We start from the raw sequence: 14000 nt of genomic DNA, 5'->3' as shown, positions 1-14000 counted from the left end.
ATTTATACAAAAATACGCCTGACACCTCACAAAGCTCAAAGCTTCACGTCTTTTCTCTTCTCTTCTCTTCTCAAATTAGCGGTCATGACTCATCTAAGTTAACTGCAGTGGTAAATTTCACGGTTCTCATAGAAACAGAGGTATGGAACTTGCGAATGTTTAAATCTTTGCGCAGTACTCGTTCAACAAAATCTTCGTAGGCTTGAATGTCTTTGACCGTCACAATCAACATGAAGTCAAAACTGCCCGATATCTGATAGCACTGCGTGACCTCTGACGCCTTAGAAATAGAATGGCGAAAGATCTGATAAATATCCCCTCGGTCTCGTTCCATTTCTACGGACACAACCAAAGTCATCTTACTGCCTGTAAGTTCTGGGTTGATGATAGACACATCACTCACAATCACGCCTTCCTCTCTCAATCGTTTCACTCGCTTTAAGCAAGCCGGAGGCGATAACCCAACCATCTCAGCCAATGTGAGGTTTGGGATTCGGTTGTTCTTCTGCAGTTCAACGAGAATATTCCTATCTATACGATCAATTTCCATAATTTCTCAAAACTCTAATTTTGTGACCAATAATTTCTAATACTACAACAAATAAAAAATTGGAGTTGAATATTGATATAGATTTTGAAATAACCATCACAATAATCAAGGTAAAATCTTCTCATTCCAAACAATCGAACCATGGTCGTAACTATGAAATCAATCTATCAATTTTTTAAAGAACTCCTCAGAGAGATTTTCGATGTCACCTCGACTCTTTTCCGAATCATGATTCCAATCATCATCGTGATAAAGATCGTTGAAGAACTTGGCGGCGTCGTGATTCTTAGCGAATGGCTAAGCCCAATAATGCAAAGCGTCGGATTACCGAAAGAAATGGGCTTGGTATGGGCAACAACCATACTCACTAACATCTATGCGGGACTGATTATTCTTATTAATTCCGATGCTCCCTTAACGGTTGCTCAAGCCTCGGTTTTAGGCAGCATGATGCTACTAGCGCATTCATTACCGATTGAGGGTGCAATAGCTAAAAAGGCGGGTGTGAGTTGGCTGGCTACCCTATCAGTGAGAGTCGGTGGTAGCTTGGTGCTGGCATGGTTACTCAATCTCAGTTATCAATACGGGGATTTGCTCAACTACCCAGCAACCGTGCTTTGGCAGCCTAAAGTATCTGGAGACACTAGCTATCTTGGATGGGCTATTGAGCAGCTAAAGAGCTTTGCCGTTATCTTCATCGTGATATCAGCACTATTACTGCTACTCAAGATCTTAAAGATTCTAGGCGTTGAAAAGCTCATGGCAATATTGTTAAGACCATTCTTGAGACTACTCGGAATCAGCAAGGACGCGACTAACCTAACCATTATTGGAATCACGCTTGGTCTTTCGTTTGGCGGCGGCTTATTGATCAATGAAGCTAAAAAGGGACATATCTCTGCGAGGGATGTATTCACTGCAATCATGCTGCTCAATCTACTCCACAGTTTGATTGAAGATACACTTTTGATCATGTTAATTGGGGCTGATTTTTACACCATATTTTGGGGAAGGTTAGTATTCTCAGTGCTGGTTATCGCCTTAATATCAAACGTCATTAAGCGCATGAATCCACGTACTTGTGAACGTTATTTTTATCGTGATGTCTCTCAGTCATAAGTAAATCGCCAACGAGAATAAAAGGAAAAGAGCTCAAATACGGGCTCTTTTTTACGACTTGGTGCTCCTATCACCTCCACTATTGTTAAATTTCACGCCCTTGAAACACTGAAAATCATTCTCAACACCCCAATTATTGATATTTAGAGTGAAAATAATTTCAGTATGGGTATTTACTAAACACTCAATTATTAAATGCAATTTTTAAACACCGATAATAAAAACGTATCTTATTATTTATCACCCCACACCTTGTATAAAGCGGTCTCAAGATAATAAACACTTACCAACCAATGTTATTAAAAATCCAAACTATCAGCTATTCATTCAACAAAACCCATTAAATAGCTGACAATAAAATAAATAACCATCCTTATTTGATATTAACTCTTAATGTTGAAACCGGAACGAATAATGATTTGTAATGATTATTCATTTGATTGGTTAATTTTATAAATATATTTTGTTACATAATCAAAACTGATGGCTTGATATAAGAATGTCACACAAAACAATGGCTTTAATGGTTCTCATTTTTTCCTCACTGTCACAGGCTTCCACTATTGAGAACGACGAACTATTGCTGAAGTCATTGATTGAACGAGGCGTTATCTGCCCTGGCTTAACCTATGAGGGCAATCAAGAAGCTTTGCGTATCTATCTAAACGCCAAAAAAGTAAAGAGCACTCCGTTTGATTCAAAAAATAGAAAAGAGACAACCAATACAAAAGAGATAGAAAGTACGAAACATACAGCAAACACACGTCAGTTAAATAAGACACCACAAGAGTGTATTAGGCCAGACTCGGACAACTGATTCGAATAAGGCAGTTGATACTGATATCGACATGGAAATATAAAAAGGAAATATAATGAAAATGATGAGAAAAACATTGTTGGCTTCAGCAATGCTTACTCTATTTAGCGTCAGTAGTTATGCAAAAACACCTATTGATTTAGGCGTTGTTAATGAAGACAAACTTATTGAAATGCTAGTTAGACAAGGCTTAGTCGACCAAGATGCAACCGATGTGGCAAAGCACGACGCACTTGACCGTTACTTAAAAAATAAGATCAATTCCGGTTTTAAAGGCGACGCTCAATTCGGTAAAAAAGCACTTGAGCAACGAGCGAAAATACTCAAAGCCATCGAAAAAGGATCCGGTGTTAAAAAAGCGAGTGTCTTTGCTTTAGAAGTCGGCACCAAGCGTACCGATAAAGTACTCGCTCTGTTAGTCGATTTCCCTGATTTGAACTGGGATAATAACAAGCTGACCGAAGAGCACACGCAGATGCTCTATGAGAGCTACAACCCAGAGCATTATCAAGAGCTGTTGTTCTCAAATTCTGGCTACACAGGGCCCAACGGCGAGAACCTAATCTCGATGCGCCAATATTACCAAAGCGAATCAGGTGATAGTTACAGCGTTGCAGGTCAAGCGGCAGGTTGGTATCGCGCCTCTAAGCCTGCGTCATTCTATGGTGGCAACTCCCCTACCACCGACAACGACTTAAACGCACAGGAACTGGTTCGTGAAGCACTGAATCAATTGGCTCAAGATCCGAGCATCAACCTAGCCGACTACGACATCGAAGATCGTTACGATTACGACGGTGACGGGAACTTCCGTGAACCCGATGGTGTGATTGATCACCTAATGGTGTTCCACGCATCTGTTGGCGAAGAAGCCGGTGGTGGCGTATTGGGCCCAGATGCTATCTGGTCTCACCGATTCAACCTTGGTCGCACACATGTGCTTGAAGGTACCTCTAGCTCGCTTCCTGACCGCTTTGGTGGCCAATACGCAGCATTTGATTACACCATTCAACCGATTGACGCGGCAGCGGGTGTCTGTGCTCACGAGTATGGCCATGATTTGGGTCTACCAGACGAATACGACACACAATACACAGGCAAGGGTGAACCAGTATCTTACTGGTCAATCATGTCTTCAGGCAGCTGGGCTGGTCAAATCGGTGGCACACAACCAACGGCATTCAGCTCTTGGGCAAAGCACTTCCTACAAAAATCGATTGGTGGTCGCTGGGTTAACGATGATCAAATCTCGATTGATGACCTAGAAGACAACCCACAAGTTTATACACTGTTCCAAACAACGGATAACAGCCGTCCGAACATGATTAAGGTCGATCTTCCTGAAAAGCAAATTGAAAGTCTGAAACCCTTTGAGGGAGAGTATTCATTCCACTCTCAAAAAGGCGATGACCTGAAAAACAGCATGACACGCAAGTTGGTGATTCCAGCCGGTGATTCTGCATTGCTTTCGTTCAAAACGTGGTATGAAATTGAGAAAGACTACGACTTCGCTCGCGTGCTTGTGAATGGACAAGCAATAGCTGGCAACATCACCTCAATGGATGACCCATACAATACTGGCCTCGTTCCTACTATTGGCGGCGAATCTGGCGGGTGGATTGACGCTGAGTTTGACGTTTCACAATGGGTAGGCCAAGAAATAGAACTGTCATTTGAGTACATCACCGATGGTGGCTTGGCGATGGAAGGCTTCTATCTGGATAACCTCAGTGTGGTCGTTGATGGTGAAGTCACCTCAATAGACGATGGTGAAAGCAACTCCACCTTCGCCCTAAATGGCTACAAGCTGAGCAATGGATTCCACCAAGCGCAACACTACTACCTGCTGCAATGGCGTAGCCACATGGATGTTGATGAAGGCCTAGCCAACATCAAACGTATGGGGCAACTTATCTCATTCGATCCGGGTTTGATCATTTGGTACGTAGACGAGTCACTGACTGATAACTGGGTAGGCAAACACCCAGGTGAAGGTTGGTTAGGTGTGGTCGATGCAGACCAGAATGCCATGACTTGGGAAAAATCTGGTGAAGTCGCTCAAACTCGTTACCAAGTTCGTGATGCTGCGTTCTCACTCAAAGATCATACCCCAATGCGTCTTGTGAACAGCGACAATGATGTACTTGAAGATACTAGTTTGCTTGGTAACGCTAGCTTCTCTGACGACCAAGACTACACGTCTCCTCAAGCGCCTGATTCAGGACGTATCCTGACGGAGTTTGGTTTAGCCGTTGATATTGTGAATCAGAGTAACGACAACGAATACGGCGTGGTGCGCTTATCTAAAGTAAGCCAACACAACATCGCTCCTACTGCGAACTTCGAGCTTAATGTTAACGGTCTGAATGTTTCTACAAACAACTTCAGCTCTGATCAAGACGGTGAGATCGCCAGTTATCTATGGGACTTTGGCAACGGCACAACAAGTAACGAAGTGGCACCAACTTGGTCTTACGAGCAAGCCGGTGAATACACGGTGAACTTGACTGTTGTCGACGACAAAGGCGCTACCGATTCATTTAGCTCCGTAGTGAGTGTTGAATCTCCAAACGCCCTTCCAGAAGCGAGTGCAAAGTACATTCACTTGGGTCGTTGGGTAACCATGTGGTCTACAAGTTCAGACAGCGATGGTCGTATTGTTGATACCGAGTGGACACTTCCAAACGGAAAGGTGAAACGAGGTCGCACATTCACTTCTATCTTCCCTTCATACGGAAAGCACGAGGTGACTCTGAAGATAATCGATGACCAAGGTGGGATTACGACTAAGACAATTTTGGTCGACCTGTAGCTCATCTTGGGTCTTAGGTCTTAGGTCTTAGGTCTTAGGTCTTAGGTCTTAGGTCTTAAACGATAGACCATCAAAATAAGTACGCGGCTCTATCACACGTACTTACAAGCAAGCTTAAGCACTGTTGTCTTCGAGCATGAGCCAAGACAGCAGTTTTAAGGAAACGTTATTATTTAAGCCGTAAGCAAAAGCCCTACCGATTTGGTAGGGCTTTTTATTGGTCGCAGTTCGAGATACTAGGGTTCTAATCACAGTAACGAATTTACTGAACCACTATTCGATGAGTCATTACACAGGCTGCTTTTGAATACGCGATTTACGAGCACTAAATGCGAACAGCAAGATAACAGCTAACACGAATGGTAATACGTAGATATTAAGGTTCTGCCACCCTGCTGTCGATTCTAGCCAGCCAGAGAGCATCGCTGTAATAGTCACACAGCCAAAGACAATAAATTCATTAAACGCTTGTGCCTTAGCTTTATTCTGCGATTGGTAGGACTGACTAAACAAACCTGTTGCCGCGATAAACATGAAGTTCCAACCCACACCAAGCACAACCAAGGCCGCTCTGAAGTGCCAAATAGATTCTCCATGAATGTTAATCGCGATACAGACGACGAACAGAATCCCGCCCGCCAAGATCATCATTCTTGAGCCAAACCTCTCGATAAGTGATCCGGTAAAAAATGCAGGTACAAACATCCCCAACACGTGCCACTCAATCACGCCAGCAGCTTTAGTAAAGTCAAAACCACAGCCAATCATTGCCAATGGCGTTGCAGTCATCAAAATGTTCATTACAGCGTAAGCAACCATGGCTGCAAAGACCGCACCAATAAAGTTCGGTGCTTTAACGATCACACCTAAAGGATCGGCTTTGGGAGCCTGACTATTAAAAGAGACTTTAGGAAATTGAATGGTTTGTAAGATGAGTAACGCAAGAATATTCAACCCAATCAAAGAAGCAAAAGCACCAATGTACAAGCCATCTGCTGACCATTGTTGAGACATGATCGCTAAGTTAGGCCCGAGTACTGCAGCAAGAACGCCACCAGCCATCGATATAGAAATTGCGCGATGTCGTGCATTTTCATCACACACTTCGATAGCAGCAAAACGATAAAGCGTGCCAAAACCTATACCTATCCCAAGTAAGAACGTGGCGAAACAAAACAGATAGAAATTTTGCTGAGATAAAGCGTAAGTTGCAAGGCTCGCCCCTGTAATGCCAACCACATTACCGATACTGAACCCTCGTTTTCGTCCTAATTTTCCTGAAATTAAAGATGCAGGAATAGTGGCTGCCATTAAACCCAAAAACTGCAGTGCTACCGGCAAGGTAATCATGCTCACACTGGGCGCAATCTGCTTACCGATCAAACCAATCACCGAGATCAACAATATGTTACCCGTCATCAATAAGGCCTGACACAGTGAGAGCAGCCAAACATTTCTATTCATCTTCGTTCCTAAATATGAGCACAGTGGGTCAATAGACCAAATAATCAACAAAGTCGCAACACTTTGTTACTCAAAAGAACTCCAGCAAACAACCGCAGGCTCTGCCTCGAACAATATTCAATCCAGCATACTTTGATCTTCGCTGCTTTACGCCCTAGGGTTGAAATTATCATTACTTAAGATAATAATAATTTTCTATTATTTATAGGCTTTAGCATTTGAAGGTGAGTATGATTAATCCACTTTGGCTCAATACATTTAAGACTCTGGTTGAAGTTGGACATTTCACCCAAACCGCAGAAAAGTTGTACATGACACAACCAGGGGTCAGCCAGCACATCAAGAAGCTTGAACAAGCTTGCAATTGTGACCTGTTATCGAGAGAAAATAAAAGCTTCGAGCTGACCGAACAGGGTCGGATTATTTATCGCTATGCGCTCAAGCTAGAAAAAGACCAAGAAGATTTATTCGAATCTCTGAGTTTTGACAATCCTTATGCTGGGCAATGTCATCTATCCTGTTCGGGTTCACTCTCTTTACGTCTGTATCCCAAGCTTCTTGAACTTCAGCAGCAACACCAAGATCTGAGCATTAACTTAGAAGCAGCTCCAAACAAAAAGATATTGAACGACCTAATCCAAGGCACCACCGATATCGGCATTGTTAGGCACTCCCCAAACGACAGTTACTATCAGAGCCAAGTCATTGGTAAAGAAGCACTCTGCCTCATCGTTCACAGCAGTCTGGCTCACTTAGAGATAACTCCACAAGTACTGCACGACATTGGCCTGATTGCGCATCCAGATTCTGCTCACTACCTGTCTTTGTATTTCGATCTGTGTGGAGACAAGGATCTCGCGAACATCAACGTTAATGAAATACCAAGATCTGGCTACATCAATCAGCTTCACCAGATCTTGCTGCCAGTATCGAAAGGGTTAGGCTTTACCGTCTTACCGGCAGGTGCAGTTGAGCACTTCCCGGAAAGAGACAAGTTGCACGTTGTGCCACCCAAAATAGAGGTTGAGGAAATACTGTATCTGGTTCAAAAACGAAACCGAAAACTGCCGCACCGATACGATACGGTTATCGATCTGATCAAACAGAACGTGAGTGGTTAGAAGCGTTGATTAGTTGATTAGTTGATTAGTTGATTAAATTTAAAACCTTTAACCCAGAAGATTAAAGGCTTTAGTACTGAAGCACTTATTATTCAGACAGTAATAGCGATAAGACAGCAACTGTTATATGCCGACTAAGCAAAGCGGCTTATTCCAAGGTACTGAGAACCTGACAGGCTCGCTCGAAGTCATAATTATCTAACGCACTTTGCACATCGTTAAGCGCAACAGAATTTGGATACTCTTTAAGTAACTCGGCCACGTATTGCGTTGCATCGTTATCATAAGCTTCCAGCAGCGAGAGTAGCTTAACCCTTTGATCTTCTTTGACCACGGTTCCCATCGCACTTGCTTCACTCATGTATTCTACTTGTGGCTTCACAATCTGGCTTTCCGTTGCTGCAATAAGCTCAACTAACCTCGCCTCACCTTCTCTGAGGGCTTGATCATCACACAAACGATTGTGAGCTTTATCTTCTAACTCTCCCATCAAATCAGCAAACCGGAGGCCGCCAATCGACGCTGCCATACTTTTCAAAGTATGCAGGTTTCTTTCAAGCGTAATCCAATCGTCTTGTGCCAAATTATCAAACGCATCAACCATCATGTTTGGGGCACTGCTATGGAACTTCCCAATCAGTTTGTTTTGAAGTTCCGCATCATGATGAGTGAGCTGTTCAAATCGTTGCTGAGAAAACACACTGATCACATCAATGCTGTTAGGTTGATTTGTTAGGCCTTCGAGTTGCTCTGCCTGCCCATCTAACGGCGCTGCCTTCTCTTCTACCATCACCTCTGGCACGATGTATTTGATAAGCAAAGAGGTCGCTTTATCAATGATTATCGGCTTATCTAAGAAATCCGTTACCCCTGCGTCTCTTGCTCTCTGTTTTGCATCAGCGAATACATTAGCCGACATCGCAATGATAGGAACTTTCGTATCAAACTCTCTAATTTTTCGTGTCGCTTCGAAGCCATCCATAATCGGCATTTGAAGGTCCATAAAGATCATTTCGTAATCGTTAGTTTGAGCTAACGCCACGGCTTCTGCGCCATTTTCGGCTAAATCAGCATTCAATTTAGCACGACTAAAATATGCCAGAGCTAAATCTTGGTTCAGCTCGTTGTCTTCAACCAACAACACCCTTTGTCCTTTAAACTCAATATGATAATCCAGTTTAAGTTCTTGCGACTTAAAGTCCGCGAGTTCCTCTGTGTTCGATCTAGGTAACGTCAAAGGGAAAGAGAACTCACTGCCCTGTCCCAATATGCTCACTACTGAAATTTCACTGCCCATAGCTTGTACAAGCTTTTGACTGATATTAAGCCCTAAACCTGTGCCCCCAAACCTGCGCGTGGTGGTACTGTCTGCTTGGCTAAACGCTTGAAATAGTTTATGTAGGTTCTCTTCTGATATACCTATCCCAGTATCCGAAACAATGATCTTCATACTCACACTGTTCTCGTCAGATTTAACCAGTTCAACGGCTAAGGTCACTTGCCCGTACTCTGTAAATTTAATGGCATTACCAATAAGGTTCAGGATCACCTGAAATAGCCTCAATGGGTCACCAAGCATTGGCACCTCTAGTTCCGGTGCAATCGACATTGATAAATTCAGCTGCTTTTCGATTGCTTTCGACTCCATCAACTCAATCACATCTTTGAATGTCGTTACAGGATCAAATGGAATACTATCAATAACAAGTTGCCCTGCTTCTATCTTTGAAAAATCAAGAATATCGTTGATGATAGTTAATAATGAATGACCAGAACGATGCACTTTCTCAATATAATTTCGAGCAACCGGGTTAGATATTTCCCCAATCGCTAGATAAGATAAGCCAATAATCGCGTTCATCGGCGTTCTTATTTCATGGCTCATGTTAGCTAAGAATTCAGATTTGGCTTGGCTCGCCAAATCGGCTCGCTTTTTCTCTTCTTCTAGTTGTTCATTTAGGCGTTTCATTTCTGAAATATCAAAAGCCCAAAATAGAGTCGCGACTTCCCCATCAAGCTCGAGTAGGTAGTAACTAACAAGAGCGACAAAACGACTGCCATCAAATTTCCGAAGCACTAACTCCCGATTCACAACCTTACCGTTAAGATTCAGTTCTTTATACAAAGTATCACGATCGGATAAAGTGTTGTAAACGACTTCAACATCAATAGAAGAGAGCTCTCTTCGCTCTACTCCAAAAAGACGTTTCGCCGTATCATTCGTATAACGAACTTGTTCGTCGACAATAACACTCGCAGCTATAGGGGACGTGTTCAAAATGTTGTAAAGCTGATTTTGTGCTTTGCGAAGTGCTTCGGTAGCGTTATTAGCAATAATGATTTGCTTGGATAATTTCCTATTCCAAAATACAATCAACAACACTATCACGACGGAAAATATCGAGATGGTATAAACGAGTTGGTAATCAACTTTTTCAATCGCTTTAGGTGCCGCCCATTTAGCGGATATTTTTTGGTGGTCTTCTGCAGATATACTTCCTATTGCTTTGTTAACAATAGACAGTAATAACGGCTCTGATTTAATGACGTGTAAGGTCGGCGACAAAAAGAAATCCAATCGACCAATAATTCCGATACCTCGATAACCAAATGAATTGATCAAATAATTCAATACATCGACAGTATCAATAAATCCATCAAGCTCACCAGATTCAACTCGGTCCAACCCTTCTTTGGTGGATTCGACAAGATCCCACTTAATATTTGGGTAACTTTCAACGATGGCTTCGGTATTAGCACCACTGGCTAATATTCCAAGCTTCCAACCTTTAGCCTCTTTAAGCACAATACTATTTACATCACGCCTTGAAGCTATCGCAAGGCGGCTAGAGAATAGCGCTTTTGCTGGCTTTACACTTTCGCCTAATGAGCGATTCTCAACCGCAGCTGACACTAAATGTACTCGTCGATGATCAACGAGGCGACGAGTTTCTTGCCAACTTTCAACGTCGACATGACTAAGACGCAGTCCGGTTTTTTGTTCAATTAACTTGAGGTAATCATCAATCATCCCTATATATTCATCCTTGTTTGACAAAGCTTCATAAGGTAATGAGTTTGGATCGATACCTATCTTTAGTTCGGGATGATCCTTGATCCATTGACGCTCTTTCTGACTAAGGTTAAGAAGTTCACCAGTCAGGCTGTTCGATTGGTAAACATCTGAGATATAACGCTGAGCTCCTTCACCAAACGACTCAAATTGGTCAATTGAAGGGAAATACACATAATTACTCTCAACCGAATTGACATCAAAATAAAATGTCATGAAGCCCGCATTAATACTTCCTGTTTGCGTTTTATAACCAGCGCCTTTGGTAACAGATGATAATTCAGACGTATTCTTTTTACTCAGTGAAAAATCTAATACTTCGCCTAAATACCAAGATTCAATCGGTCTTTTATTATTATCCGCTTGAGCAGAAATAACCTTGAATGTGTGCTCAGCATCGAATATGTCAAAGATCTTAGGGAGTTCTTCGAAGCGGTCATTCACAATAAAGTAAGCGGAGATTTGAGCGATAATATCGGCTTTTCTAAGTACAGGAGTAAGATCATTCTTAACTTGGGTTTCAAGTATCTGTTCAAACTCATCATCAGTTTGCTTTAAATATTTAATCGCTTCGTTAAAGCTGTCTCTTAACTTGGGCGTTCTAAAATCAACATAAATTGGATAGTCGACTTTAAAATCTTCGTGTAGTTCGATTTCACGCATTTCAATGAAACGAGTATTTGTCACAAACCATCTTAATACCCGTTTTTCGACCATTAACAAGTCAACATTTTGTGCTCGTAGTTGAGAAAATGCAGACTCTAAGCTATCAATATCTTCAATTCGATCGATGCTCACCTTATCTTTAAGTAGTTCGACAGAATTTTTTATTGGTGATGTTTCATCGAATAACAAAGCACCTAAAGACAGGTTTTTGGCAGATTTGAGGTTCAAGTTACGTCTTTTTAACGAAACTGGCACGAACTCAACACCCATGACTTTATCACTCAAAAAGTGCACTGAAGACCCGTCAGCCTGTATCCCTGAGACAAACGATATCGAACTATTGTTATCGATGGCTTGATTCGCAGCACTACGAGGCAGCGTGACAACGTCACCTAATCGATAGCCCATGTTGTTTAGAGCCCTTTGCATAATGTCGTGTTCGATACCGACAGAAGTGCTATCCGGGTACATATATGGTGGATTACCAAAACCAAATACCCCTTTAACTGGAGTCCGGTAGGGTGAGTCTTTTAACCAATGCGATAGAATCCGGTTTTTCTTCCCAATATCAAACGTTGCGATTTGTTGGTTTAACAAAGCAAGCAATTCGGTGTCCTTAGTTCGAACAACCATTGCAGCTTCTATGTATTTCCAGCGGTCGAGAACGTAATTGACCGCTAAACTGTATACACCACTCTTGTGAGCAAGATTTAATGTTGTAACGGGCTCGGCAAGCATCCCATCGACTGAACCATCTTCCAGTGCTCGGATAGCATCAATCGCAGTATCAAATTGGACTCTTTCGATTGAGCTGAGTTGTACCCCCGACTTTTCTAGATCGATACTATCTTGAACCATGGCGATACGCCGCTTATCGGACTGCTCAATGTTGTCGGTGGTAGGGTCGTCGGTAGGAAGAATCACCGCGATTTGGTAAGGGATGTAAGGATTAGTAGCGAGAAATCGCCCACCTTCGCTCGGATCAAACTGTTGGAAAGGGAAAACATCTCCTTTCCCATCAAGTAGCGCTTGTTTCGCGTCAGAATTAGAGTTTACGCTTATAAAATCCGTCTCAATTCCATAATTAAGTTCAAACTCGTTCGCCCAATCCCGAATGATACCTGACACCTCCCCTCTATCATCAATAAACGAATAAGGATAATGACTGGAAAGCGCGATAAAGGTCACTTTAGGTTTACTTTCTAACCACCGGGTTAAATCATCTTCACTAACACTCACGGCATGAGCATGTGGTAAACCAATGAGAAGAAACAACAAACTGGAAATGAGTATAAAGCACTGCTTAATCCATATAACAAAGCGCTTATTCATCTTTAAATTTCTCTTTAATCGCTAGTATTTCGGGCAAGTTGACGAAAAAAAGATCGACGATAGTCGGATCAAAATGCTTGCCTTTCTGTTCTTCAAACAAGCTCAGCGCCTCATCGACACTCCAAGCCTTCTTATAAGGACGCTCTGCTGTCAGGGCATCAAATACGTCAGCAACGGCCGCAATTCGTCCGACCAATGGAATATCTTCGCCGGCTATCTGGTTTGGGTAACCACTGCCATCCCACTTTTCATGGTGATACTGCGCGACTTGAATGGCCATACGCATCAGTTTGGAATCGCCCTGCCTACCAAGGATTTCAACACCGAACTCGACGTGTTTCTGCATTGTAGTCCATTCATCGGCATCCAATTTGCCTGGCTTCAGTAACACACTGTCAGGAATGCCAATCTTGCCAATATCATGCATCGGCGCTGCATCGCGCAAGGTCTCGGCATCTTCGTCTGTCATGCCCAAGGCTTTGGCTAATATCTCGCAATAATGGCTCATGCGCATAACATGCATGCCTGTTTCGTTATCTTTAAATTCAGCGGCTCTACCCAATATGTTGAGCGTTTCTAGTTTGCCGAGATTGATCTCTTGGGTTTTCTCTTTCACCTGACTAAACAAAGCTCGTTGCTGGTCATAAAGAGCAATATGGGTTTTTACACGTTGTAGTGCAATTTCAGGTGTAATTGGCTTCGTTAAATAATCAACAGCACCTAAGGACAAGCCTTTTACTTCGGCTTCAGGGCCAATCTTTGCGGTAACGAATATAATGGGGATATGCGCAGTATTTGGCTGAGCTTTTAATTGACGGCACACTTCGTAGCCATCGATGTCAGGCATCATAATATCAAGGAGAATAAGATCTGGCTGCGGCACCATCTTCGCTATTTTGATACCGATAGTACCGTTAATCGCGACCTTAACTTGATAGGTATCTTTGAGGATTGCCGTTAACACATCTAAGTTACTTGGGGTGTCATCCACGACTAACACTATAGGTTTACGACTCATTGACACCTCGTATAAAAATCAAACAGTT

8 protein-coding genes are annotated in these 14000 nt (G+C 42.5%); 4 read left to right on the top strand and 4 right to left on the bottom strand.

The window, feature by feature from the left end; genetic code table 11:
• Positions 1-82: 82 nt before the first annotated feature.
• The gene (locus AC3CH4_RS21140; RefSeq protein ID WP_017086398.1) at positions 83-550 is read right to left on the bottom strand and encodes an Lrp/AsnC family transcriptional regulator; all 468 of its coding nucleotides are present in this window, start codon (positions 548-550) and stop codon (positions 83-85) included.
• Positions 551-703: 153 nt separating this feature from the next.
• On the opposite strand from AC3CH4_RS21140, the gene AC3CH4_RS21135 reads away from it, so the two are divergent.
• The 3 genes from AC3CH4_RS21135 (at position 704) to AC3CH4_RS21125 (ending at position 5298) form a co-directional block, all read left to right on the top strand.
• Positions 704-1669, top strand: a complete 966-nt coding sequence (locus tag AC3CH4_RS21135) for a hypothetical protein (protein WP_488543751.1) — start codon at positions 704-706, stop codon at positions 1667-1669.
• A 499-nt stretch (positions 1670-2168) separates the two neighbouring features.
• Positions 2169-2486 carry a hypothetical protein gene (locus AC3CH4_RS21130; protein ID WP_474357232.1) on the top strand — a complete coding sequence of 106 codons (318 nt, stop codon included), beginning with the start codon at positions 2169-2171 and terminating at the stop codon, positions 2484-2486.
• 55 nt (positions 2487-2541) lie between these two features.
• Positions 2542-5298: an immune inhibitor A domain-containing protein gene (locus AC3CH4_RS21125; protein WP_488543750.1), complete on the top strand. Its 2757-nt coding sequence runs from the start codon at positions 2542-2544 to the stop codon at positions 5296-5298.
• A gap of 288 nt (positions 5299-5586) precedes the next feature.
• On the opposite strand, the gene AC3CH4_RS21120 is transcribed toward AC3CH4_RS21125, so the two are convergent.
• Positions 5587-6762, bottom strand: coding sequence for an MFS transporter (locus AC3CH4_RS21120; protein WP_054545657.1), 1176 nt, complete (start codon positions 6760-6762; stop codon positions 5587-5589).
• Positions 6763-6992: 230 nt separating this feature from the next.
• Here AC3CH4_RS21120 and AC3CH4_RS21115 point away from each other — a divergent pair, with 230 nt between their 5' ends.
• The gene (locus AC3CH4_RS21115) at positions 6993-7883 is read left to right on the top strand and encodes a LysR family transcriptional regulator (protein WP_488519026.1); all 891 of its coding nucleotides are present in this window, start codon (positions 6993-6995) and stop codon (positions 7881-7883) included.
• Positions 7884-8031: 148 nt separating this feature from the next.
• Here AC3CH4_RS21115 and AC3CH4_RS21110 read toward each other — a convergent pair whose 3' ends face one another.
• Both AC3CH4_RS21110 and AC3CH4_RS21105 read right to left on the bottom strand, forming a co-directional pair.
• Positions 8032-12954 (bottom strand): ATP-binding protein, encoded by a 4923-nt coding sequence (locus tag AC3CH4_RS21110; protein WP_488543749.1) that lies wholly within the window; start codon positions 12952-12954, stop codon positions 8032-8034.
• Positions 12947-13972 (bottom strand): HD-GYP domain-containing protein, encoded by a 1026-nt coding sequence (locus AC3CH4_RS21105; RefSeq protein ID WP_054545659.1) that lies wholly within the window; start codon positions 13970-13972, stop codon positions 12947-12949. Before AC3CH4_RS21105 ends, AC3CH4_RS21110 begins: the two co-directional genes overlap by 8 nt.
• Positions 13973-14000: the final 28 nt, after the last annotated feature.

This window comes from Vibrio sp. QJM3NY_26 (genome assembly GCF_057786005.1).
This window is presented reverse-complemented; position numbering and strand designations above follow the sequence as displayed.